19 protein-coding genes and 1 pseudogene are annotated in these 23,102 nt (G+C 69.1%); 13 read left to right on the forward strand and 7 right to left on the reverse strand.

The features are described from left to right. Positions 1 to 26: 26 nt before the first annotated feature. Positions 27 to 884, reverse strand: coding sequence for a tRNA cyclic N6-threonylcarbamoyladenosine(37) synthase TcdA (gene tcdA / locus KDW55_RS27460; protein WP_040141657.1), 858 nt, complete (start codon positions 882 to 884; stop codon positions 27 to 29). A 128-nt stretch (positions 885 to 1,012) separates the two neighbouring features. Here tcdA and pdxH point away from each other — a divergent pair, with 128 nt between their 5' ends. The 3 genes from pdxH to KDW55_RS27475 all read left to right on the forward strand — a co-directional run bounded on the left by pdxH (position 1,013) and on the right by KDW55_RS27475 (position 4,336). Then, complete coding sequence (gene pdxH, locus KDW55_RS27465; protein ID WP_040141660.1) at positions 1,013 to 1,657, forward strand: pyridoxamine 5'-phosphate oxidase; 645 nt, start codon at positions 1,013 to 1,015, stop codon at positions 1,655 to 1,657. Between the two features lie 130 nt (positions 1,658 to 1,787). After that, the gene (locus tag KDW55_RS27470) at positions 1,788 to 3,008 is read left to right on the forward strand and encodes a cyclopropane-fatty-acyl-phospholipid synthase family protein (protein ID WP_040141663.1); all 1,221 of its coding nucleotides are present in this window, start codon (positions 1,788 to 1,790) and stop codon (positions 3,006 to 3,008) included. Between the two features lie 23 nt (positions 3,009 to 3,031). Then, positions 3,032 to 4,336 carry a DUF72 domain-containing protein gene (locus tag KDW55_RS27475; RefSeq protein ID WP_069241689.1) on the forward strand — a complete coding sequence of 435 codons (1,305 nt, stop codon included), beginning with the start codon at positions 3,032 to 3,034 and terminating at the stop codon, positions 4,334 to 4,336. Positions 4,337 to 4,417: 81 nt separating this feature from the next. Here the strand turns inward: KDW55_RS27475 and msrA are convergent, their stop codons facing one another. Further along, positions 4,418 to 4,978, reverse strand: coding sequence for a peptide-methionine (S)-S-oxide reductase MsrA (msrA, locus tag KDW55_RS27480; protein WP_040141667.1), 561 nt, complete (start codon positions 4,976 to 4,978; stop codon positions 4,418 to 4,420). A 549-nt stretch (positions 4,979 to 5,527) separates the two neighbouring features. Between msrA and KDW55_RS27485 the strand changes: the two genes are divergently transcribed. The 3 genes from KDW55_RS27485 to KDW55_RS27495 all read left to right on the forward strand — a co-directional run bounded on the left by KDW55_RS27485 (position 5,528) and on the right by KDW55_RS27495 (position 8,309). Next, a complete protein-coding gene (locus KDW55_RS27485) occupies positions 5,528 to 6,934 on the forward strand; it encodes a selenium-binding protein SBP56-related protein (protein WP_069241690.1) in 1,407 nt (468 codons plus the stop codon). Then, entirely contained in the window at positions 6,931 to 7,596 is a 666-nt protein-coding gene (locus KDW55_RS27490) for a hypothetical protein (protein WP_212198116.1), read from the forward strand. The genes KDW55_RS27485 and KDW55_RS27490 overlap by 4 nt, the downstream gene beginning before the upstream one ends. Positions 7,597 to 7,799: 203 nt before the next feature. Further along, positions 7,800 to 8,309: a flavin reductase family protein gene (locus KDW55_RS27495; protein ID WP_040144785.1), complete on the forward strand. Its 510-nt coding sequence runs from the start codon at positions 7,800 to 7,802 to the stop codon at positions 8,307 to 8,309. Here KDW55_RS27495 and KDW55_RS27500 read toward each other — a convergent pair. Next, on the reverse strand, positions 8,296 to 8,796 hold the full coding sequence (locus KDW55_RS27500; RefSeq protein ID WP_006477992.1) for an Lrp/AsnC family transcriptional regulator: 501 nt from the start codon (positions 8,794 to 8,796) through the stop codon (positions 8,296 to 8,298). The two genes, KDW55_RS27495 and KDW55_RS27500, sit on opposite strands and share 14 nt — an antisense overlap. A gap of 130 nt (positions 8,797 to 8,926) precedes the next feature. Between KDW55_RS27500 and kynB the strand changes: the two genes are divergently transcribed. The 3 genes from kynB to kynA all read left to right on the forward strand — a co-directional run bounded on the left by kynB (position 8,927) and on the right by kynA (position 11,870). Further along, complete coding sequence (gene kynB / locus KDW55_RS27505) at positions 8,927 to 9,568, forward strand: arylformamidase (RefSeq protein WP_059547938.1); 642 nt, start codon at positions 8,927 to 8,929, stop codon at positions 9,566 to 9,568. A 28-nt stretch (positions 9,569 to 9,596) separates the two neighbouring features. Beyond that, on the forward strand, positions 9,597 to 10,847 hold the full coding sequence (gene kynU / locus KDW55_RS27510; RefSeq protein WP_144245461.1) for a kynureninase: 1,251 nt from the start codon (positions 9,597 to 9,599) through the stop codon (positions 10,845 to 10,847). Between the two features lie 93 nt (positions 10,848 to 10,940). Continuing rightward, positions 10,941 to 11,870: a tryptophan 2,3-dioxygenase gene (gene kynA, locus KDW55_RS27515; RefSeq protein WP_040141679.1), complete on the forward strand. Its 930-nt coding sequence runs from the start codon at positions 10,941 to 10,943 to the stop codon at positions 11,868 to 11,870. Positions 11,871 to 11,893: 23 nt separating this feature from the next. Here kynA and KDW55_RS27520 read toward each other — a convergent pair whose 3' ends face one another. From KDW55_RS27520 to mdlC, 4 genes and pseudogenes are all read right to left on the reverse strand, one after another. Beyond that, positions 11,894 to 13,288 (reverse strand): MFS transporter, encoded by a 1,395-nt coding sequence (locus KDW55_RS27520; RefSeq protein ID WP_059547936.1) that lies wholly within the window; start codon positions 13,286 to 13,288, stop codon positions 11,894 to 11,896. A 293-nt stretch (positions 13,289 to 13,581) separates the two neighbouring features. Next, a complete protein-coding gene (locus tag KDW55_RS27525; protein ID WP_059547934.1) occupies positions 13,582 to 14,526 on the reverse strand; it encodes a 2-dehydropantoate 2-reductase in 945 nt (314 codons plus the stop codon). A gap of 16 nt (positions 14,527 to 14,542) precedes the next feature. Next, positions 14,543 to 15,991, reverse strand: a pseudogene (locus KDW55_RS27530) (aldehyde dehydrogenase family protein); the annotation flags it as partial. Between the two features lie 26 nt (positions 15,992 to 16,017). Then, a complete protein-coding gene (gene mdlC / locus KDW55_RS27535; protein ID WP_059547931.1) occupies positions 16,018 to 17,655 on the reverse strand; it encodes a benzoylformate decarboxylase in 1,638 nt (545 codons plus the stop codon). A 99-nt stretch (positions 17,656 to 17,754) separates the two neighbouring features. Here mdlC and KDW55_RS27540 point away from each other — a divergent pair, with 99 nt between their 5' ends. The 4 genes from KDW55_RS27540 (at position 17,755) to KDW55_RS27555 (ending at position 22,994) form a co-directional block, all read left to right on the forward strand. Then, complete coding sequence (locus KDW55_RS27540; RefSeq protein ID WP_212161675.1) at positions 17,755 to 18,666, forward strand: LysR family transcriptional regulator; 912 nt, start codon at positions 17,755 to 17,757, stop codon at positions 18,664 to 18,666. A 273-nt stretch (positions 18,667 to 18,939) separates the two neighbouring features. Continuing rightward, a complete protein-coding gene (gene dalD, locus KDW55_RS27545) occupies positions 18,940 to 20,334 on the forward strand; it encodes a D-arabinitol 4-dehydrogenase (protein ID WP_209820729.1) in 1,395 nt (464 codons plus the stop codon). Positions 20,335 to 20,457: 123 nt separating this feature from the next. Next, positions 20,458 to 21,939: a xylulokinase gene (gene xylB, locus KDW55_RS27550; RefSeq protein ID WP_040141694.1), complete on the forward strand. Its 1,482-nt coding sequence runs from the start codon at positions 20,458 to 20,460 to the stop codon at positions 21,937 to 21,939. Between the two features lie 56 nt (positions 21,940 to 21,995). Continuing rightward, positions 21,996 to 22,994 carry a sugar-binding transcriptional regulator gene (locus tag KDW55_RS27555; RefSeq protein ID WP_200884713.1) on the forward strand — a complete coding sequence of 333 codons (999 nt, stop codon included), beginning with the start codon at positions 21,996 to 21,998 and terminating at the stop codon, positions 22,992 to 22,994. Positions 22,995 to 23,102 lie beyond the last annotated feature (108 nt).

Below are 23,102 nucleotides of genomic sequence, written 5' to 3' on the forward strand. Positions count from 1 at the left end.
CCCGTTCGCGGCCCGAGCTGCCCCGATCAGCCGGCAGCGCGCGCCGCAATTGCGCGCAATGCGTGCGCGGCCGCCGCGAACCCGAAGCTCGCGGTCACGCACACGCTCGACCCGAACCCCGCGCAGTTGAGCCCCGCGACATGCGCGGCGGTGGACGGCTCCGCACCATCCTCGATGTCGCAAGCGGCCGCTTCCGGATAGATCAGCGGCTCGTCCGAATACACGGCGCTGATCCTGAAGCGCGCTTTCGGCCCGCGCGGGAAGCCGTGCTGCTTGCGCAACTGCGCGCGCACCTTCGACAGCAGCGGATCCTGGATCGTCAGCGCGAGATCGTCGATGCGGATGCGCGTCGGATCGAGCTGGCCGCCCGCGCCGCCAACCGTGACGAGCGGCTGCCCCTTCGCGACGCACCATGCGATCAGCGCGACCTTCGTGCGCACGCTGTCGATCGCGTCGATCACGTAGTCGAAGCCGCCGCCGAGCAGCGCATCGAAATTGTCGGGCTCCGCGAAATCCTCGATCCTGTTCACGCGGCACGCGGGGTCGATCAGCGCGATGCGCTCGGCCATCGCGTCGACCTTCGGCTTTCCGTAATTGCCGTCGAGCGCGTGGATCTGCCGGTTCGTATTGCTTTCCGCGACGTTGTCGAGATCGATCAGCGTGAGTGTGCCGATCGCGCTGCGCGCGAGCGCCTCGGCCGTCCACGACCCGACGCCGCCGATGCCGATCACGGCCACGTGTGCGCGCTCGAACGCGGCGAGCGCCGGTGCGCCGTACAACCGCGCAATACCGCCGAAGCGGCGCTCGCGATCCACGTCAAGCTGGATCGTCGGGGTCGGGGTAAGATCAGAGGAACTGTGCGGGGCGGCGTCGGCGGCAGACATGGCAGCAAGGAAAACGTAAGTCGTGCAGCCCTCTATTTTGCCTGAAGTCCCCGCCCGCACGCGGCACCGCGCACGCACGATTCCCGCGCGTTCGCTATACTGGCCCCCGATTGAAGCGTTTGCATAACATGACGACACTCGCCGATCTCCGCATCAACTATTCGCGTGCTTCGCTCGACGAAGCCGACGCCGCCCCGGACCCGTTCGCGCAGTTCGATCGCTGGTTCAAGGAGGCGCTCGACGCCAAACTTCCCGAGCCCAATACGATGACGCTGGCAACCGTCGGCGACGACGGCCGCCCGTCGGCCCGAATCGTGCTCATCAAGGGCGTCGACGAACGCGGGTTCGTCTTCTTTACCAATTACGAAAGCCGCAAGGGCCGCGACCTCGCCGCCCATCCGTACGCGGCGCTGCTGTTTTACTGGATCGAACTCGAGCGCCAGGTGCGCATCGAGGGCCGGATCGAGAAAACCAGCGCCGACGAAAGCGACCGCTATTTCGCGTCGCGCCCGCTCGGCTCGCGCATCGGCGCGTGGGCGTCCGAGCAGAGCGCGGTGATCGACAGCCGCGCGACGCTCGAAGCGCGCGAGAAGGCCGTGGCCGAGCGCTACGGCGAGAACCCGCCGCGCCCGCCGCACTGGGGCGGCTACCGTGTCGTGCCCGACGCGATCGAGTTCTGGCAGGGCCGCCCGTCGCGGCTGCACGACCGGCTGCTCTATACGCGCGACGCAGCGGCGGCGTCGGGCTGGACGATCTCGCGCCTGTCGCCGTAAACAACCGGCCGCAGCGGCGCCGGCGCGTGCCGGCCGTACTTCGTGTTGCATCCGGGCGCCCGTGCCGCAAGGGCTGGCGCCGTCAAGAAACTCGGCTGTATTCGATTCAACGAACAAACGGAGAATCCAAATGTTCTGGGAAAAGAAGCTGGCGCAGTGGGCGGACGATGTACGGGCGAAAGCGAACATACCGGCGCGCCTCGTGCTGTGGAACGGCGATCAACTCGATTTCGGCACGTTCAGCGCGCCGCAGGTCACGCTGAAGGTCAACAGCGCGTCCGCGTTGCCGCTTTTGCTCGAACCGAGCCTCGACAATCTCGGCGAGGCGTACGTGAAGGGCAAGATCGACATCGAAGGCAAGCTGTCGGACATCATCAACATCGGGTACTCGCTCGCACGGAGTACCGTGACGAGCGCAAGCAAGCTCGCGCGGGTGAAGCGCTACTTCAACCACACGAAGAGCAGCGACAAGAAGGCGATCCAGTACCACTACGACGTCTCGAACGAGTTCTACCAGCTGTGGCTCGACGAGAACATGGTGTACTCGTGTGCGTACTTCGAGAACGGCGACGAAGATCTCGCTACCGCGCAGATCAAGAAGATCGACCACATCCTCACCAAGATCCGGCTGGAGCCGGGCCAGCGCCTGCTCGACATCGGCTGCGGCTGGGGCGCGCTCGTGCTGCGGGCCGCGCAGAAGTTCGGCGCGACGTGCCTCGGCGTGACGCTGTCGCAGAACCAGTTCGACCTGGCAACCGCGCGCGTGAAGGCGGCCGGGCTCGAAGACAAGATCGAGATCCGCCTGCAGGACTATCGCGAGGTCGAAGGCCAGTTCGATCGCATCACGAGCGTCGGGATGTTCGAGCACGTCGGGCGCAAGAACCTGCCGCTCTATTTCTCGCGCATCCGCGAACTGCTGACGGACGACGGCATCGCGATGAACCACGGGATCACGTCGACCGACGCGGAGAGCGGCGAGACCGCGCTCGGCGGCGGCGAATTCATCGACCGCTACGTGTTCCCGGACGGCGAGCTGCCGCACATCAGCCTCGCGCTCGAAGCGGCGCAGCGCGGCGGGCTCGAAGCGATTGACATCGAAAGCCTGCGGCGACACTATGCGCGCACGCTCGACATCTGGACCGAGAACTTCGAGGCGAAGGCGGAACAGGCGCGTGCGCTCGTCGACGACGAAAAATTCCGCATCTGGCGCGTCTATCTGGCCGGCTGCGCGTATGCGTTCGAGCACGACGACGTATCGATCTTCCAGATCGTGTGCCGCAAGGCCGGCCGCAGCGCGAAAACGCTGCCGTGGTCGCGGCGCTACATGTACGAAAACCCGCTGCCGCGCTAGGCGGCGCTTCACGCTGGGCATGCATGGGTGACGGCAGCACGCGGCGCAACGCGCCGCCGCAACGACAGCAACGCGACGGACCGGACGAGTCGCACGCCGACGGGCAGTTCGACCTGTTCGGCGCGCCCGGCGACGCGCGTGCGAACGACGATCACCCCGCAGGCGCCGGCGCGTACGCCACGCCGGACGAACACGGCACTGCGCGCCCGGCGAAATCGCCGGCGCGCGCCGGCCGCGCACCGTCCCGCGCTTCGTCGGATCGCGAACCGGAGCCTGCGCCCTCCTCCGGCCTGCTATGGGACGAACCGTCGCCGCCCGCCGCGCCGTCGAAGAAAGGCCGGGGCCGGCGCGGCGTGCCGCCGGCCCCGGTGTCCGCCGAAGTCGCCGACGCGGCGGCCGCGCTGCCGCCGAACGTGCGGCTGGGCACGTCGTCGTGGTATTTCCCCGGCTGGGACGGCATCGTCTACGACGGCGAGTTCGCGCAGACGAAGCTGTCCCGCGAGGGGCTCGAAGCGTACGGTGCGCATCCGCTGCTGAAAAGCGTCAGCCTCGACCGGTCGTTCTACAGCCCGCTGTCGGTGGCCGATTATTTGCGCTATGCGCAACAGGTGCCCGACGACTTCCGGTTCGTCGTGAAAGCGCCGGCGTCCGTCACCGACGCGGTTGTGCGCGGCCGGCGCGGCGAGCCGTCCGGCCCGAACCCGACGTTTCTCGACGCGCAGCTGGCAACACAGGAGTTCGTGCAGCCCTGCATCGACGGGCTCGGCAAGAAAGCCGGCGTGCTCGTGTTCCAGTTTTCGCCGATGCCCGATCAGCTGCTCGCCGAACCGGCCGCACTGATCGACCGGCTGTCGGCGTTCTTCGCGGCGCTGCCGCCGTTGCCGCCTGATCCCGACGGCACGCGCTACGCGATCGAAATCCGCGACGCGTGCCTGCTCACGCCGCGCTTCATCCGCGCGCTGGCCGCGCTCGGCGTGCGCTACTGCGTCGGGCTGCATGCGCGGATGCCCGACCCGCTGCGTCAGGCGGCCGCGCTCGCATTGCTCGACGGCGACGCGCCGGGCCCGCTGATCGTGCGCTGGAGCCTGCACGGCGGGTTCAAATACGAACAGGCGAAGGCGAAGTACGAGCCGTTCGACAAGCTCGTCGACGAGGATCCGGCCACGCGCTCCGCGCTCGCCGAGCTGGCCGCGCGCTATGCGTTGGCCGGACAGCCGGTGATCATCACGATCAACAACAAGGCGGAAGGGTCTGCGCCGCTGTCCTGCATCGCGCTGGCGCGGGAAATCGCCGCCGCGTGCGCGCACTGGCGCAGCGAGGCGGCGTAAGGACTTCACTGCACGCGTCGCGTGCTGGCGCGCACGCCGGTTATACGCGGATGATTTCCGCGCGCAATGCGCTGGGCGCGATCACGCGCCGCGCTGCGACTTCAGCCGGTGCGAGAACTTCTGGCGGAATTTCGCGAGCTTCGGCCCGATCACGACCGAGCAATAGCCTTGCCCCGGATTGCGGGCGTAATAATTCTGGTGATAGTCCTCGGCAGGCCAGTAGTTGTCGTCAAGCGGCACGACCTGCGTGACGATCGGCTGCCCGAATACCTGCTCGCGCTCCAGCTCGCGAATCACGTCGAGCGCGATGTCGCGCTGCGCGTCCGAATGCGTGAACACCACCGAACGATATTGCGTGCCGACGTCGTTGCCCTGCCGGTTCAGCTGCGTCGGATCGTGCGTCGCGAAGAAGATCTCGAGGATCTCGCGATAGCCGATGCGCGCCGGATCGAAGGTCACGCTCACGACCTCCGCGTGTCCGGTGTCGCCTTCGCACACGTCGCGATACCCGGGATTGCGCGTATGGCCGCCCGCATATCCCGACTGGACGGCCGTCACGCCGTCGACGTCGAGGAACACGGCCTCCGTGCACCAGAAGCATCCGCCGCCAAGCGTCGCGGTTTCAAGCATGTCGTTCCCCATGAAGTCTGCACCTCGTTGATGATGGCGACCGGTACGCCTTCGCGCGCCGGCGGCCGCCGTTACGTATCGCCGCTGGCCGGTTGCCCGGCGCGAAGCGGCACGCGTTCAAGTATCTCACTCGCGCATGAATCCGGCAGGATCGCGCGCGTACCGCGCCCGACCCGACGCGCGTTTCTCGACTACACTTAGGCACGCTTCGCCGCGACGGCACACCGTCCGGCCGCACGCAGCGTCCGATGCACGCCCGCCCTGATGCCAACATCATCTGCCGGAACATCGATATGTACGCCACAGCAGACTCCATCCGCATTGCCGGCCGCACCACGGGTGTCACACACGCCGCCGCGGCCATCGCACCGTCGCGCGGCCGCGTGCCCGCCGCACGGCCTGTACCGCGATCCGGCTCACCCAGCTTGCCCGCTTTGCCGACCTGATGCACGAGCGCCCGCGTGCCGCAACCGCTTGCGGCCGCTGCACATCCCACCGACCCGCACGTCCGCAGCGGACGGCCGTGCGCCCGCGATCCGATACAACCGAGAGAGGCACCCCATGAGCATGCGGCCCGACCCAACCTTTCACGCTTCGCCGGAACTTGCGATGCAGGCGCCGGCCGAGGAGTTTGCATATACGTTGTTGCTGAGCCCCGATTTTTCCAGACCCGACGCGCTCGCCGTGATCGACGTGAAACCCGGCTCGTCGACCTACGGAAAAATCGTGCACACGGTGACGATGCCGAACACCGGCGACGAGTTTCATCACTTCGGCTGGAATGCGTGCTCGTCGTCGCTGTCGCCGCTGACCGGGCACGCATTTCTCGAACGCCGCTTCCTGATCATCCCCGGGCTGCGTTCGTCGCGCATCTACGTGATCGACACGAAGCCGCACCCGACGCAGGCGCGCATCCACAAGATCATCGAGCCCGACGAAATCTTCGCGAAGACCGGCTATTCGCGGCCGCACACGGTGCACTGCGGCCCCGAGGGCATCTACGTGAGCACGCTCGGCGGGGCCGGCAAAGACGGCACGGACGGCGCGCCGGGCATCTTCATCATGGACTGCGAGACGTTCGACGTGCTCGGCCGCTGGGAAATCGATCGCGGCCCGCAGGACAAGCATTACGACTTCTGGTGGAACCTGCCGCGCGACTACATGGTGTCGAGCGAATGGGCGCTGCCGCCGCAGTTCGAGAACGGCATCGTGCCGGACGACCTGCTCGCGAACCGGTACGGCCACCGGCTGCATTTCTGGGATCTGCGCGCGCGCCGCAACGTGCAGACGATCGATCTCGGCGCGCAGCACCAGATGGCGCTGGAGGTGCGCCCCGCGCACGATCCGGTGCGCGAATACGGATTCGTCGGCGTCGTGGTCGATACGACCAATCTCGAAGGGTCGATCTGGACCTGGTGGCGCGAAGGCGGCCAGTTCCATGTGAAGAAGACCGCAACGATCCCGCCCGAGCCGGCCGCGGCCGACGAGCTGCCGCCGCTGCTGAAGGGTTTCGGCGCGGTGCCGCCGCTCGTGACCGACATCGACCTGTCGCTCGACGACCGCTTCCTGTACGTATCGTGCTGGGGCACCGGCGAAATGCGCCAGTACGACGTGTCGGATCCTCACCACCCCGTGCTCGCGGGGTCGGTGCGCATCGGCGGGATCGTGCGCCGTGCGCCGCACCCGAACGGCCGCGCGTTCGCCGGCGGCCCGCAGATGGTCGAGATCAGCCGCGACGGCCGCCGCGTGTACTGGACCAACTCGCTGTACTCGACGTGGGACGACCAGTTCTATCCGGATGGCCTCCCGGCCGCGCAGGTGCTCGCGCATGCGGGGCCGGACGGCGGCCTGACGCTTGCCGACGACTACTGGGTCGAGTTTCCCGACGGCTATCGCGCGCACCAGATCCGGCTCGAGGGCGGCGACTGCTCGACCGACTCGTTCTGCTACCCGTCGGTCAAGCGTTGAGCGCCGGCGCTACCGCACCGCTTGCGCTCTGGGCTGCGGTGCTCGCGAGCGGCGTCTATCACGGGCTCAATCCGGCGATGGGCTGGCCGCTCGCGGTATCGAACGCGCTGATGGCGCGCCGCGGCAGTGCGCTCGTCGCGGCGCTCGGCTATCTGGCGCTCGGGCACGCACTTGCGGTATTCATGGTGATGCTGCCATTCGGCCTCCTCGCCGCGCTGCTCGCGTGGCAGACGGCGATCCGGATCGGCGCGAGCGCGCTCGTGATCGGCTTCGGTGCCGCATTGCTGATCCGGCGGCGCCACCCGCGTGCGCTCGCGCGGATTCCGCCCGCGCGGCTCGGGCTGTGGTCGTTCGCGATCGCGCTCGCGCATGGCGCCGGGTTGATGCTGGTGCCGATCTATCTCGGGCTGTGCGGCCTCGACCGCGATGCCGGCCATCGCGCGGCGGCCGCGCTCGTCCACGCACATGTCGGGATGGCACTCGTCGTCGCAGCCGCGCATGCGGCGGCGATGATCGCGGCCGGCGGCGTGCTCGCGTGGCTCGTGTACCGCTATCTCGGGCTGAGGTTCGTCGCGCGGAGCTGGTTCAACCTCGACGCGATCTGGGCGTCGAGCCTGATCGTGACGGGCGCGCTGGCGCTGGGGTTCGCGGCGGCGCGATAGGGGCGTCGCGCGGCAATGTTCGCTACCTCACGCTCGGCCCGCAATCCGCCGTCCGCGCGGGCCCGGCGGTCGCGATTCCGCTAAAATCGGGCCATGCGCACCACTTTCCAACCGACCGCCCCGGCCTTGTCGCCCTTCGTCCGCCGCGCCTGTTGCATCCGCCGCGCGCCGCGCCCGTCCGTCTCGTTCCGGATCGCCGCCCGATGAACCACGCCACACCGCCCGATTTCGATTCGGGCGCCTTTCGCCAGGCGCTCGGCCAGTTCGCGACCGGCGTCACCGTCATCACGACGCGCGCGCCGTCCGGACAGTTGATCGGCATCACCGCGAGCTCGTTCAACTCGGTTTCGCTCGATCCGCCGCTCGTGCTGTGGAGCCTCGCGCACAAATCGGCGTCGACGCCGGTGTTCCGCAGCAACAGCCATTACGTCGTGAACGTGCTCGCGGCATCGCAGCTCGACCTGTGCAAGCGCTTCTCGACCTACAAGGGCGATCGGTTCGAAGGGATCGCGCATGTGGCCGGCAACTCGGGCATGCCCGTGCTCGACGGAGCGCTCGCATGGTTCGAATGCCACAACCGCAGCCGCTACGACGAAGGCGACCACGTGATCTTCGTCGGCGAAGTGGAACGCTGCGGCGTGCGGGCCGCGTCGGAAGGCGCGCCGCCGCTCGTGTTCCACGGCGGCGGCTTCCACGGCCTCACACCGCTTTGATCGCCCCGGTGCGCGCCAGCCCGACCGGCGCGCCCGCTTCGTCCTTGAGCGTCTGCAGCACGATGTTCGAACGGATGTCCATTACGCCCGGCGCCTTGTACAGCCGGTTCAGCACGAAATCCGAATAGTGCTTGAGGTTGTGCGCGAGCACGCGCAGCAGATAGTGGCTCTCGCCCGTCACGACGAACGCGCCGACCACCTCCGGCCATTCGCGCAGCGCTTCCGCGAAGCGCTCGTGCCATTGATTCTCCTCGTTGCGCATCGACACCTGGACGAACGCCTCGAGCTCGAAGCCGAGCTTCTCGCGGCTCAGACACGCGCGATAGTGCTCGATCACGCCCTGCTCCTCGAGCAGCCGCATCCGGCGCAAACAAGCGGACGGCGAAAGCGAGATGCGTTCGGCCAGGTCGAGATTGCTGATTCTGCCCTCCTCCTGCAGTACCGCGAGAATCCGGCAGTCGGTGGCGTCGAGCGTGATCGCGTGCATTTTTGGTCCCCCTTTTCCCTCTGATTCGAATTATCTGCCAATCGGGCCGATTGTCCATGGTTATTTCGCAAGCACTTTTTGCGAGCGTCCACCTATCATTCGAAGGATCGATTTACCGATTCGTCATGCCATGGACACACTCTGGGACATCTCGCCGCCCGTCAGCCCTGCCACCCCCGTGTGGCCAGGCGATACGCCGGTTTCCATCGAACGCGTGTGGCGGATGGAAGCCGGCTCGCCGGTCAACGTCGGCCGCGTGACACTGTCGCCGCACACGGGCGCGCACTGCGACGCGCCGCTGCATTACGACGCCGAAGGCGCGCCGATCGGCGCGGTGCCGCTCGATACCTATCTCGGCCCGTGCCGCGTGATCCACTGCATCGGCACGTCGCCGGTCGTGCGCCCGGCCGACGTCGAAAGCGCGCTCGGCGGCGTGCCGCCGCGGGTGCTGCTGCGCACGTACGCGCGCGCCTCGGTCGAACGATGGGACAGCGGCTTCTGCGCGGTCGCGCCCGAGACCGTCGACCTGCTCGCCGCGCACGGCGTGAAGCTGATCGGCATCGATACGCCGTCGCTCGACCCGCAGGAATCGAAGACGATGGACGCGCATCACCGCGTGCGCGCGCACCGGATGGCGATTCTCGAAGGGATCGTGCTCGACGACGTCCCTGCCGGCGACTACGAGCTGATCGCGCTGCCGCTGAAGTTCGCGACGCTCGATGCGAGCCCCGTGCGCGCGGTGCTGCGCGCGCTGCCCGCGCATGCCTCCTGATTACCCCGACCTACGAACTCACATCATGATCAACACCCGTGAAGACGCGCTCGCACTCGATCGCGACGACCCGCTCGCCGCGCTGCGCGACCAGTTCGCGCTGCCCGACGGCGTGATCTATCTCGACGGCAACTCGCTTGGCGCGCAGCCGCGCGCATCGGCCGCGCGCGCACAACAGGTGATCGGCGCCGAATGGGGCGAAGGCCTGATCCGCAGCTGGAACACCGCCGGCTGGTTCGCGCTGCCGCGCCGCCTCGGCGACAAGCTCGCGACGCTGATCGGCGGCGCGCCCGGCGAGACGGTCGTCACCGACACCATCTCGATCAATCTGTTCAAGCTGCTGTCGGCGATGCTGCGCCATCAGGCCGAACGCGCGCCGGAACGCCGCGTGATCGTGTCGGAGCGCTCGAACTTCCCGACCGACCTCTACATCGCGCAAGGGCTGATCGCCCAGCTCGGCGGCAACTACGAGCTGCGCCTGATCGACGATCCGGCCGAACTGCCCGACGCGCTCGGCGCGGACACGGCGGTCGCGATGATCACGCACGTGAACTACCGCACCGGCTACATGCACGACATGCCGGCTGTCACGCAGCTCGTGCACGACGCGGGCGCGCTGATGCTGTGGGATCTCGCGCACTCGGCCGGCGCCGTGCCGGTCGACCTGAACGGCGCGCGTGCGGACGGCGCGGTCGGCTGCACGTACAAGTACCTGAACGGCGGCCCCGGTTCGCCGGCGTTCGTGTGGGTGCCGCAGCGCCATCTCGCGCACTTCTCGCAGCCGTTGTCGGGCTGGTGGGGTCATCGCGCGCCGTTCGCGATGGAGCCGGGCTTCGCACCCGATCCGGGTATCGCGCGCTTTCTGTGCGGCACGCAGCCGATCGTGTCGATGTCGATGGTCGAGTGCGGGCTCGACGTGTTCCTGCAGACGGACATGCAGGCGATCCGTCGCAAGTCGCTCGCGCTGACCGACGCGTTCATCGCGCTCGTCGAGCATCGCTGCGCGGGCCTGTCGCTGAAGCTCGTCACGCCGCGCGCGCATCACCAGCGCGGCTCGCAGGCGAGCTTCGAGCACCCGCACGGCTACGAGGTGATGCAGGCGCTGATCGCGCGCGGCGTGATCGGCGACTACCGCGAGCCGTACGTGCTGCGCTTCGGCTTCACGCCGCTCTATACGCGCTTCGTCGACGTGTGGGATGCCGTCGAGACGCTGCGCGACATCCTCGCCACCGATGCGTGGAAGGCGCCCGAATTCGCCGAACGCGGCGCGGTGACCTGATCGGTACCGTCCGGCGCGCGCCGCGGTTGCGAGTGGATCGCGCGCCGCGCCCCCCGTCATTCAAATCTGGAGAAGGTCGTGAATTCTGGTCATATGCAGCCGCCCGGCGGCGACGCGCCGGCGGGCTGCCCGTTCTCGGGCGCACGTGCGGCCCAGCCCGCCCACGAAGCGCCCCACGTGCCGGGCGGCGATGCCGTGGGCCAAGCCGGCTGGCACAACGCGCAACTCGATTTCTCGAAGTCGATGAGCTACGGCGACTACCTGTCGCTCAATTCGATCCTCAACGCACAGCATCCGCTGTCGCCCGATCACAACGAGATGCTGTTCATCATTCAGCATCAGACGAGCGAGCTGTGGATGAAGCTCGCGCTGTTCGAACTGCGCGGCGCGCTGGATGCAGTGCGCACCGACGCGCTGCCGCCCGCGTTCAAGATGCTCGCGCGCGTGTCGCGCATTCTCGAGCAGCTCGTGCAGGCGTGGAACGTGCTGTCCACGATGACGCCGTCCGAGTATTCGGCGATGCGGCCGTATCTCGGCCAGTCGTCGGGCTTCCAGTCGTACCAGTACCGGCAGCTCGAATTCCTGCTCGGCAACAAGAACGTGCAGATGCTGCAGCCGCATGCGCACCGGCCCGACATTCTCGAACAGGTGCGCGCGACGCTGGAGGCGCCGTCGTTCTACGACGAGGTCGTGCGTCTGCTCGCGCGCCGCGGTTTCCCGATCGCGCCCGAGCGGCTCGAGCGCGACTGGACGCAGCCGATGCGTCACGACGAAACCGTCGAGGCCGCGTGGCTCGAGGTTTATCGTCATCCGCAGCAGCACTGGGAGCTGTATGAGATGGCCGAGGAACTCGTCGATCTCGAAGATGCATTCCGCCAGTGGCGCTTCCGGCATGTGACGACCGTCGAGCGCATCATCGGCTTCAAGCAGGGCACCGGCGGCACGAGCGGCGCGCCGTATCTGCGCAAGATGCTCGATGTCGTGCTGTTCCCCGAGCTCTGGCACGTGCGCACCACGTTGTAACATCCGCGCGAGGTGCCCGCCGGTCACGACGACGTGCGGGCCACCTTCCCTTCTCGCGCCGGTTCGCCGTCGCGCACGAGCCGCGGAATGTGCCGCTGCACCGCGAGCAGCGCGACGCACACCACCCCCATCGCGACGGCCAGCAGCGTCAGGTACGCGGTCGCACCGCCCGCGGTGATCACGAGCGCGCCCGCGAACGCGCTGAGAATCGCACCGAGCCGGCCGAACGCGAGCGCGCTCGCGGTGCCGGTCGCGCGGACCGCGGTCGGATAGATATACGCGCAGAGCGCGTACATCGTCGACTGCACTGCGTTGACGAACAACCCGTGCAGACCGAGCCCGACGAGCAGCCAGCCCGTGTGGCGTCCGGCGTCGACGCCGATCAGCCACACCGCGCTCGCCGCGCCGCCGATACCGCACAGCGCGAGCGGCCAGCGCGAACCCGCATGCGCGATCGCCCATGCGCACAGCAGCGCGCCGATCACGCCGCCGAGGTTGTACGCGGTGAGCCCCGAACCCGCGACCGATACGCTGAGGCCGCTCGCGGCCAGCATCGTCGGCAGCCAGCTGAACGCTGCATACACGGCGAGCAAACACATGAAGAACGCGCACCAAAGGGCGATCGTGTCGCGCGCGTGGCCGTCGGCAAACAGCGCGCCGAAGCCGCCGCGCGCGCCGGGCGAGCGTGCGTCGCGCAGATCGGTGAACGCAGTGCCCGGCGCCACGGGCCGCTGCATGCGCGCGAGCAGTGCGCCGAGTTCCGGCCAGCGCGCGGGGCGGCGCGCGAGATAGCGTGGCGACTCGGGCAGCGCGCGCACCAGCACGAAGCCGAGCACGAGCGGCAGCGCGCCCCCCGCGAAGAACAGCGCGCGCCAGCCGTAGCGCGGCAGCACCTCGTGTGCGAACAGGCCCGCCAGCATCCCGCCGAGCGGCACGCAGACGATCGTCGCCGTCACCATCATCGTGCGTCGCCGCGCGGGCGTGTATTCGGCCGTCATCGTGGTGGCGGTCGGCAGCGCGCCGCCGATTCCGAGCCCCGCGCAGAAGCGCAACAGCGCGATCGTCGCGACGTCCGGCGCGAAACCGATCGCACAGGTCGCGACGCCGAACAGGAATACGCTGCCGATCACTGCGTGGCGGCGGCCGAACCGGTCCGCGGCGAGTCCCGCGCAGGCACTGCCGATTCCCATCCCGATCAGCCCGGCGGCCACCGCGGGCGCGAATGCGCTGCGCGTGATCCCCCATTCGCGGATCAGCACCGGAATCGCAAAGCCGATGAGTTGCCCGTCGAACCCGTCCAGCACGATCGCGAGCGCGGCAAGCAGTACGACGCACCGCTGCATCGTCGTGAACGGCCCTTCGTCGAGCGTCGCGCCGATGTCGACCGACGGCGGCGGCAATGTATCGCGCGTGCTCATCCGACTTCCCGTGCACCGCGCATCGGCGGTATCGAAGGCAACGACGCTAACGAACACATCGGCGGCAACGTGCGCGAACGGCGCACGGCAAGACAACGGCATTTGCTGGCTTTCATCGCGTCTCCAGTTGTCCGGGCTCGCGCGCACGCGCGTGCCGGATCTCGTGCTGCACCGGCGCCGTCAACGCGTGCGCGCCGGCGCCGTCTGCTGTTCCGTTCGCGTCGGTCGGGCGCCGTCGGCGATGCGCGGCGCATTTCCCGTCGTGCGGCGCTCGCCGGCCGCAGGCCTGACATTCAGTCGCGCCGCGCGTCGATCAGCCTCACCAGTGCAAGCAGCGTGTCCGCGTGCGGCACCGCGACGCCCGTCTCGCGTGCGGCTGCGACGACCTGGCCGTTGATCGCGTCAATCTCGGTGCGGCGCCCGGCGAGCACGTCCTGCAGCATCGACGGCCGGTGACCGCGGTGCGCATGAATCGCATGCTCGACGTTGCGTGCGATGCGCGCGCCGTCCACGGCGATCCCTTTCGCGCGCGCGACGGCAGCCGTTTCCGCCGCGATCGCGAGCGCAAGCCGTGGCCCGTCGGGCACACAGGCGAGCTGATCGACCGTGCAGCCCGTCGCCGCGCACAGCGTGTTCAGTGCCGCGTTGAATGCGACCTTCTCCCAGATCGCGGCCCACACATCCGCATCGAGCGAGCACGCAAGCCCGGCACGCGACAGCACGTCGGCCACGGCTGCTGCGAACGGGCGCGCTGCACCGTCGGCCGTCATCATGCGGATCGTGCCCGCACCGTGCGATCGTATGTGGCCGGGCCCGGCGAAATCGGCCGGCCATGTCGTGACGCCGACCAGAATGCATTCGAGCGGCACGAACGCGTTCACCGTCTCGACATTGCCGAGCCCGTTCTGCAGCGTCAGCACCGACGTGCGCGGCGTAAGCAAAGCGCGCACGCCATTGAGCGCGGCACGCGTGTGCAGCGACTTCGTGAACACGATCAGCAGGTCGAACGATGTGTCGGGCGCCGCGCACGCCGCCGCGTTCGCCGCTTCGGGCCGGACGGCCTGCAACGCGCGGACGCGGCGTTCGCCGCGATCGTCGTCGATGCGCAAGCCGTCGCGCCGGATCGCATCGAGATGCGCATCGTTCACGTCGATCAACGTGACCGCTTCGCCGCGCTCGGCGAGCAGCGCGCCGAACAGCGAACCCATCGCGCCGGCGCCCAGAATCGCGATCCTCATCGTCCGCGCCTCCTCGGAACGGGTAATGACGCGGCGCGGTCTGCACGGTGATCCAGCGCAGGTCCGTGAACGCGGCGATGCCGGCCTTGCCGCCGAAATGGCCGAAGCCGCTTTCCTTCACGCCGCCGAACGGCATCTGCGCCTCGTCGTGGACGGTCGGACCGTTCACGTGGCAGATGCCCGATTCGATCCGCGCGGCCACGCGCATCGCGCGCGCCACATCGCGGCTGAACACGGCCGACGCGAGCCCGAACGCGTTGTCGTTCGCGCACCGGATCGCGGCCGCTTCGCCGGCGACGCGCACGATCGGCTTCACCGGCCCGAACGATTCCTCCGCGTAGATGCGCATCGCGGGCGTCACATGGTCGAGCAGCGTCGCCGGGAATAGCGTGCTGCCCGACTTGCCGCCGCACACGAGCGTCGCGCCGTGCGCGAGCGCATCGTCGATCAGCGCGTTGCAGCGTTCGACGGCATTCGTGTCGATCAGCGAGCCGAGCACGACGGGGCCGTCGCGCGGGTCGCCGAGCGGCAGCGACGACGCGCGGGCGGCAAGCTTCGCGACGAATGCGTCGGCAATTGCTTCGTCGACGACGATCCGCTCGGTCGACATGCAGATCTGCCCGGAATTCGCGAACGCACCGAATGCGGCGGCCGCGACCGCCGCGTCGAGATCCGCGTCGTCGAGCACGACGAACGGCGCCTTCCCGCCGAGTTCGAGCACCGCCGGTTTCAGGTACTGCGCGCACGCTTGCGCGACGATCCGCCCGACGCGCGTCGAACCGGTGAAATTCACGCGCCGCACGGCCGGATGGGCGATCAGCGCGTCGACCACGGTGCCCGCATCCTCGGGCGCGTTCGTGACGAAGTTGACGACACCCGGCGGCAACCCGGCCTCATGCAGCGCCTCGACGATCAATCCGTGCGTGACCGGACACAGTTCGGAGGCCTTCAGCACGACCGTGTTGCCGCAGGCGAGCGGCAGCGCGAGCGCACGCGCCGCGAGGATCACCGGCGCGTTCCACGGCGCGATGCCGAGCACGACGCCGGCCGGCTGCCGCACACCCATCGCGAGCGAGCCGGGCACGTCGGACGGAATCAGCTCGCCGCCGATCTGCGTGGTCAGCGATGCGGCCTCGACGAGCCCGCTGGCGGCCAGCTGAACGTTGAAACCGGCCCACAGCGCCGACGCGCCGGTTTCGGCCGCCATCGCGGCCACGAACTGCTCGTGCTTCGCTTCGAGCGCAGCGGCCGCTTTCAGCAACAGCGCGCGGCGCGCGCCGGGGCCGAGCGCGGCCCATTCGGGAAACGCGCATGCCGCCGCGTCGGCCGCCGCGCGCGCATCGTCGACCGTGCACGCGGGCGCCGACGACGCGACGTCTCCGTCGAGCGGATTGCGGCGCAAGAACGTCGCTCCGCTGGACGAATGGCGGCGTTCGCCGCCGATCAGCATCGATACGGTTTGCATGGATTCTCCGGAAGACGCGTGGCGCGTCAGGCAACCTCGACGTCGACCACGACGGGCGTATCGGCCCGCAGCGCGTCGGCGAGCACATCGGTCAATGTCGCGCGCAGCCGCGAGGCGTCGGCGACGCGCACTGCGCGGCACCGCATTCCCTGCGCAAGCGCGACGAAATCCAGGTCGGGCAGATCGGTGCCCTGCACCGGATCGCCGGGACCGAAACCGAACACCGGCGCGAAATCCTGCAGCGCGGCGTAACGGCGATTGTTGAGGATCACGAACGCGATCGGCAGCTTCAGCTGCGCGGCGCTCCACAGCGCCTGGATCGAATACAGGCTCGAGCCGTCGCCGATCAGCGCGATCACACGCTGGCCGCGCCGCGCGAGCGCGACACCGACCGCGGCCGGCATCCCGTACCCGAGCCCGCCGCTGTCCATCGTGTAGAACGTGCCGCTGCGCGTGAACGGAAGGTAGTCCTGCATCACCGGCCGCGCGCTCGGCGCTTCCTCGACGACGATGTCGTGCGGCTCGCGCACGTCGGCGAGCGTCTGCAGCGCGAATGCGACCGACATCCGCTCGCCGCCGCCCGGCGCTGCAACGCGCGCACGCGCCGGACGCGGCGTGGGCATCGGCCGCTCGGGCGGTGCCGGCCGCGCGAGCAGGTCGCGCGCCGCGAGCCGCAGATTGCCGACGACCGCGTCGCCCGACGGCGTCCATGCTGCGACGCCCGGATCGTCGACGAGCTGCACGAGGGTCGCGCCCGGCGGCACGTGCGGACCGAAACCTTCGATGTGATAGGTGAACGCGGGTGCGCCGAACGCCAACACGAGGTCGTGCCCGTCGAGCCGCGCAACGATCTTCTCGCGAATCGCCGGCAGGAAGCCGGCGAACAGCGGATGGTCCTCGGGAAAGCTGCAGCGTCCCGACATCGGCGCGGCATACACGCTCGCCCGGTGCCGCTCGGCGAGCCGCACGACGTCGTCCCACGCGCCGGCACGATCGACGGCCGCGCCGACCACGAGCGCCGGCCGCCGCGCGGCATCGAGCGCGTCGCCGAGCCGCGCGAGCGCGTCGGGATCGGGCCGCACGACGCTGCTCACGTCGCGGCGTGGCAGCAGCTCGGCCGGCTGATCCCAGTCGTCGACCGGGATGGACACGAACACCGGCCCGCGCGGCTCCTGCATCGCGATCCGGTACGCACGCGCGATCGCAGCCGGCACGTCCTGCGCGCGCGCGGGCTCGATGCTCCACTTCACGTACGGCTTCGGCAGCTCGGCGGCCTGCGTCGAGCCCAGGAACGGATCGAACGGCAAGATTGCACGCGCCTGCTGGCCAGCGGTGACGATCAGCGGCGTCCGGTTCTTGAACGCGGTGAACAGGTTGCCCATCGCGTTGCCGACGCCGGCCGCCGAATGCAGATTGACGACCGCCGCATTGCCGGTGGCCTGCGCATAACCGTCGGCCATGCCGACCACGATGGCCTCCTGCAGGCCGAGCACGTACTGGAAGTCGGCCGGGAAATCGCGAAACATCGGCAATTCGGTCGAGCCGGGATTGCCGAACACGCGGTCGATCCCGAACTGGCGAAACAGGTCGATGACGGCTTCGCGGACGGTCACGGGTGTAGCGGCCGCCGCAGACGTGGCGGATCGGGACGGGGTGCCGGACATGCTCGGGCGTCTCCTCGGTGGCTTGGCGGTTTCCACAGTATCGAAGCGCGATCCATTCGCGGATACTGTATTTTTTGCGAAAAGCCATAACGATTTGGCATGACTTTCGACCTTCGACAATTGCGGGCATTCACGACCATCGTCGCGTGCGGAAGTCTCGGCCGCGCAGCCGAAGCGCTGCACGTGACACAGCCGGCGCTGAGCCGGATCCTGAAGCGGCTCGAGGACCAGGTCGGCGCGCCGCTGTTCGAACGCCACTCGAAAGGCGTCCAGCTGACCGCGTTCGGCGACGCGCTGCTGCCGCACGCGACGCTGCTGCAGCACGAGGCCGAGCACGCGCGCGAGGAACTCGACGCGATGCGCGGCTTCGCGAAGGGCACGATCAAGGTCGGCACCGTGGGCAGCATCGCAAGCCTGGTTTTGCCGGTCGCGGTCGGCCGCGTGCTGGACCGCTGGCCGAACCTGCGTGTCGAGGTCATCGAAGGCGTGTGGGACCGGCTCGCCGAAGGGCTGACCAAACACGAGATCGATCTCGCGCTGTCCGCTTACGGTCCCGACACGGACGAGATCGTCGCGATTCCGGAGTGCCGCTGGGAAGATCGCAGCCATATCGTTGCGGCGCCGCACCATCCGCTCCGCGCGCTCGGCCGCGCGCCGACGCTTGCCGACACGCTGCACGCACGCTGGGCGATTCCGCCGCGCGGCACCGCACCGTTCGACCACATGCGCGCGACCTTCGACGCGCACGGGCTCGCGCTGCCCGACATCGCGGTCGAGACGCGCTCGGTCACGACGCTGAAGGGCCTCGTCGCGCATGCGGGCTTCCTGAGCTGGATGGCCGAACCGATGTACGGCGCCGAACGGCGGGCAGGCACGATCGATACGCTGCCGGTGCGCGAGGTCGTCGCGATACGCACGCTGACCGCGTTCCGGCGGCGTCACGGCATCCTGCCGGGGCCGGCCGGGAAGCTCCTCGACGAGCTCGTCGCGTTGACGCGCGACGCGGGGTGAGCGCTGCCGTGCCCGGTGTGTCCGGCCGCGCTTGCCGCCGGCGCATTGCGGCCATTACTGCGGCACTCGCCCTCCGCCCCTCCGCGCTCGCGGCTGCGGCGCCAGCCCTCCCCGCCGCATCGCACCATCGAAATGCGATGTCCGCGCCTTGACTTTCGCGCCTCCGAATACGATCATTCGCTCACATGAAGAGCAAATGATCGTATTAGACAGCAACGATCGCGGATGCCGCGCCGCAGCTGCGCGCGCTCCGATCGCGACAGGAGACACCGGATGACCGACTCGCCCTCCGCCCGCACGCCCGTGCTGCTGCACATCGGTGCAGGCTCGTTTCATCGCGCGCATCAGGCGTGGTACCTGCACCGCGTGAACGCGGCCGTGCCGGCCGACGAGCGCTGGACGCTGACCGTCGGCAACATCCGCGACGACATGCGCGCGACGATGGACGCGCTCGCCGCGCAGCACGGCGCATACACGCTCGAAACCGTCACGCCGCAAGGCGAGCGCGCGTACGAGACGATTCAAGCGATCTCGCGCGTGCTGCCGTGGTCGGTCGACCTCGCCGCGCTGATCGATGCAGGCGCCGACCCGGCGTGCCGGATCGTGTCGTTCACCGTCACCGAAGGCGGCTATTACCTCGACGAACACAACCGCCTCGACGTCGCGAATGCCGATCTCGCGGCGGACCTGCAAGGCGCACGCACGACGCTGTACGGCGCGCTCGCCGCGCTGCTCGCCGAACGCGTGCAGCGCGGCGCGGGCCCGCTCACGCTGCAAAGCTGCGACAACCTGCGCAACAACGGCGCGCGCTTTCGCGCGGGCATGCGCGAATTCCTCGAACGGCGCGGCGAAGGCGGCCTGCTCGCGTGGTTCGATGCGCACGTTGCGACGCCGAGCGCGATGGTCGACCGCATCACGCCGCGCCCGACCGCCGACGTGCGCGAGCGCGTGCGCGCGGCCACCGGCGTCGACGATGCGTGTCCGGTGATGGGCGAGTCGTTCATTCAGTGGGTGATCGAGGACCGTTTCGCGGCCGGCCGGCCGCGCTGGGAGCTGGCAGGAGCCGAACTGGTCGGCGACGTGCACCCGTACGAGGAAGCGAAGATCCGCATCCTGAACGCGACGCACAGCTGCATCGCGTGGGCCGGCACGCTCGCGGGCTACACGTATATCCACGAGGGCACGCACGACGCGGCGATCCGCCGCTTCGCGCACGATTACGTAACGCAGGACGTGATGCCGTGCCTGACGCCGAGCCCGCTCGATCTCGCGCGCTATCGCGACGTCGTGCTTGAACGCTTCGGCAATCCGTACGTGCTCGATACGAACCAGCGCGTCGCGGCCGACGGCTTCTCGAAGATTCCCGGCTTCATCGCGCCGACGCTCGTCGAGTCGTTCGCGCGCGGCCGCGCGCCTGTCGCGACCGCCGTGCTTCCGGCGCTGTTCCTGCGCTTTCTCGAACGCTGGGCGCGCGGCCTGCTGCCGTATGCGTACCAGGACGGCGTGATGGACGAAAGCGCCGCACGCGCGATCGTCGAGGCCGACGATCCGGCCGCCGCGCTGTGCGCAAGCCGCGCGCTGTGGGGCTCGGTCGCCGGCAACGCGGCGCTGCACGACGCGCTACGCGCCGGGCTCGCCCGCGTGGATGCATGGCTCGCGCAGCGCTGATGCGCGGCGCCGGTTCCGGCGGCTGCCGCGCGCACGCGGCCTTGCATCGGGGCCAACCTGCGTTGGCATCGGTGCTTGCGTACGGCTAAAGTAGCGGCTCCTCTCTGACGGAACGGATCGCTCATGTATCTCGGCATCGACCTCGGCACTTCGGAAGTGAAGGTGCTGCTGCTGGCCCCGGACGGCACCGTGGTCGGCACCGCAGGCACGCCGTTCAGCGTGTCGCGGCCGCACCCGCGCTGGGCGGAACAGCATCCGGAGGACTGGTGGCAAGGCACGCTCGCCGCGCTCGCGGTACTGCGCGAGCGGCACCGTGAAGCGTTCGCGCAGGTGCGCGGAATCGGCCTGTCCGGGCAGATGCACGGTGCGGTGCTGCTCGGCCGCGACGACCGCGTGCTGCGCCCCGCGATCCTGTGGAACGACATGCGCAGCGCCGACGAATGCGCGCTGCTTACCGAACGCGCGCCCGATCTGCACGCGCTCGCCGGCAATCTGGCGATGCCCGGCTTCACCGCGCCGAAGCTGCTATGGGTTGCGAAGCATGAACCCGACGTGTTCGCCGCGACCGCGTGCGTGCTGATGCCGAAGGATTACCTGCGGTTCCGGCTCACCGGCGCGAAAGTGTCCGATCCGTCGGACGCGGCCGGCACGCTGTGGCTCGACGTCGCCCGCCGCGACTGGTCCGACGCGCTGCTCGCCGCCTGCGGGATGACGCGCGCGCAGATGCCGCGCATCGTCGAAGGCAATGCGCCGTCCGGCACGCTGCGCGCGGACGTCGCGCGCGCGCTGGGGCTGTCGGAGGCGGTGGTGGTCGCGGGCGGCGGCGGCGACAACGCGACGAGCGCACTCGGCATCGGCGCGATTCATGCGGGCGACGGCTTCGTGTCGCTCGGCACGTCGGGCGTGCTGAGCGTGGTTGGCGACCGCTTCATGCCGAACCCCGCGTCGGCCGTGCACGCGTTCTGTCACGCGATTCCCGATCGCTGGCAATTGATGAGCGTCGTGCTGTCGGCCGCCAGTTGCCTGCGCTGGGTCTGCAAGCTGACGGGCACCGACGAGCCGGCACTTCTCGCCGAAATCGAGGCGCTCGATGCCGGCGCGCTCGCCACTGCCCCGCTGTTTCTGCCGTATCTGTCCGGCGAGCGTACGCCGCACAACGATCCATATGCGCAAGGCGTGTTCTTCGGGATGACACATGCAACCGAGCGCGCGCATCTCGGCTACGCGGTGCTCGAAGGCGTGACGCTCGGCCTGGCTGACGGCCTCGACGCCCTGCATGCGGCCGGCGTCGAAACCGATCGCCTGTCGCTGATCGGCGGCGGCGCGCGCAGCGCGTTCTGGGCGCAGCTGATCGCCGACGCGCTGAACGTGCGCACGCGCCAGCACGGCGGCGGAGAAACCGGTGCAGCGCTCGGCGCCGCGCGCCTCGGCTGGCTCGCCGTCGGCGGCGATCCGCATACGGTGCTGACCAAGCCGCCGGTGCGCGCCGAATACGCGCCGAATCCGTCCCGCCATGCGGCGCTGCGCGAGCGCCTCGATGCGTTCCGCACGTTGTATCGGCACGTGCGCCCGCTTTACGAGCCGTCGCGCGCGCGGCTCGCGTAACGCGCTGCTGCGGCGCGCCGAGTGCGTCGGCCGCCGCCGGGCATGCGTTACAGTGGATGTCGTTGCGCCGCCTGACGGCCGGCCCAGATTCGAACCGAACCGCTATCGTGTCCAAATCCTCAGAAAAACTCGATCTCGCCACGCGCGCCGCGTGGCTCTACTACGTAGCCGGCGACACGCAGAACGAAATCGCCGAAAAGCTCCAGGTGTCGCGCCCCGTCGCGCAGCGCCTGGTCGCGTTCGCGGTCGAGAAGAACCTGATCCGCGTGCGCGTCGATCACCGGCTCGCCGACTGTCTCGATCTCGGCGCGCAGCTGTCGAAACGTTACGGGCTCGCGATGTGCGAAGTCGTGCCCGTCGATGCCGACGCGCCCGATGCGATCGACCGCAAGCTGGCCGTTGCCGGCGCGCAGGTGATGGAGCGCTATCTGAACGAGACGCGGCCGATGGTGATCGCAGTCAGCAGCGGCCGCACGCTGAAGGCGGCGGTCGCGCAGATCGCGCAGATCGAGCGGCCGCAGCATCGACTCGTGTCGATGGTCGGCGCGATCGCGGCCGACGGCTCGTCGAACCGCTACGACGTCGCGCAGTACATTTCCGAAAAAACGGGCGGCAAGCATTTCCTGTTGCCCGCGCCGCTGTTCGCCGACAGCGACGCCGAGCGCGCGCAGTGGTGCAATCACCGGCTGTACCGGATCGTCGACGCGCTGTCGGCGCAGGCCGACGTCGCGTTCGTCGGAATCGGCAACATCGGCCCGCACTGCCCGCTGTACGAAGACGGCTTCATCACCGAACAGGAGCGCGACGAAATGATCGCGCGCGGTGCGGTGGCCGAGCTGCTCGGCGTGCCGATCGACGCGCAGGGCCGGCTCGTCGAAGTATCGACGAGCGCGCGTGTGACCAGCGTGCCGCTCGCGACGCCGCCGAAGCGGCCGACGATCGCGTTCGCGGGCGGCCCGAAGAAGCGCAACGCGGTGATCGCCGCGCTGCGCGGCGGCTGGGTGTCGGGGCTCGTGACCGACGAGACGTGCGCACGCGCGGCGCTCGACGCGTAATGGCGCCGATGGAGGTCGTGCAAAACGAAGACGCCAAACCGGCGCAGCCGGTTTCAATCCGCCGTACCGGGCTATCGGCCGCCGTCACCGCTCGACGGCTCGTTCGAT

The organism is Burkholderia sp. AU19243, from assembly GCF_018148075.1.
Classification (GTDB): domain Bacteria; phylum Pseudomonadota; class Gammaproteobacteria; order Burkholderiales; family Burkholderiaceae; genus Burkholderia; species Burkholderia latens_A.

Coding starts and splice junctions, on each gene's coding strand:
- pdxH (WP_040141660.1), top strand. CDS start 1,013: ATGACGACACTCGCCGATCTCCGCATCAACTATTCGCGTGCTTCGCTC.
- KDW55_RS27495 (WP_040144785.1), top strand. CDS start 7,800: ATGAACCACGCCACACCGCCCGATTTCGATTCGGGCGCCTTTCGCCAG.
- KDW55_RS27540 (WP_212161675.1), top strand. CDS start 17,755: ATGACTTTCGACCTTCGACAATTGCGGGCATTCACGACCATCGTCGCG.
- KDW55_RS27520 (WP_059547936.1), bottom strand. CDS start 13,288: ATGAGCACGCGCGATACATTGCCGCCGCCGTCGGTCGACATCGGCGCG.
- dalD (WP_209820729.1), top strand. CDS start 18,940: ATGACCGACTCGCCCTCCGCCCGCACGCCCGTGCTGCTGCACATCGGT.
- KDW55_RS27555 (WP_200884713.1), top strand. CDS start 21,996: ATGTCGTTGCGCCGCCTGACGGCCGGCCCAGATTCGAACCGAACCGCT.
- kynB (WP_059547938.1), top strand. CDS start 8,927: ATGGACACACTCTGGGACATCTCGCCGCCCGTCAGCCCTGCCACCCCC.
- KDW55_RS27500 (WP_006477992.1), bottom strand. CDS start 8,796: ATGCACGCGATCACGCTCGACGCCACCGACTGCCGGATTCTCGCGGTA.
- mdlC (WP_059547931.1), bottom strand. CDS start 17,655: ATGTCCGGCACCCCGTCCCGATCCGCCACGTCTGCGGCGGCCGCTACA.
- xylB (WP_040141694.1), top strand. CDS start 20,458: ATGTATCTCGGCATCGACCTCGGCACTTCGGAAGTGAAGGTGCTGCTG.
- kynA (WP_040141679.1), top strand. CDS start 10,941: ATGCAGCCGCCCGGCGGCGACGCGCCGGCGGGCTGCCCGTTCTCGGGC.
- KDW55_RS27470 (WP_040141663.1), top strand. CDS start 1,788: ATGTTCTGGGAAAAGAAGCTGGCGCAGTGGGCGGACGATGTACGGGCG.
- KDW55_RS27475 (WP_069241689.1), top strand. CDS start 3,032: ATGGGTGACGGCAGCACGCGGCGCAACGCGCCGCCGCAACGACAGCAA.
- KDW55_RS27525 (WP_059547934.1), bottom strand. CDS start 14,526: ATGAGGATCGCGATTCTGGGCGCCGGCGCGATGGGTTCGCTGTTCGGC.
- KDW55_RS27485 (WP_069241690.1), top strand. CDS start 5,528: ATGAGCATGCGGCCCGACCCAACCTTTCACGCTTCGCCGGAACTTGCG.
- msrA (WP_040141667.1), bottom strand. CDS start 4,978: ATGGGGAACGACATGCTTGAAACCGCGACGCTTGGCGGCGGATGCTTC.
- tcdA (WP_040141657.1), bottom strand. CDS start 884: ATGTCTGCCGCCGACGCCGCCCCGCACAGTTCCTCTGATCTTACCCCG.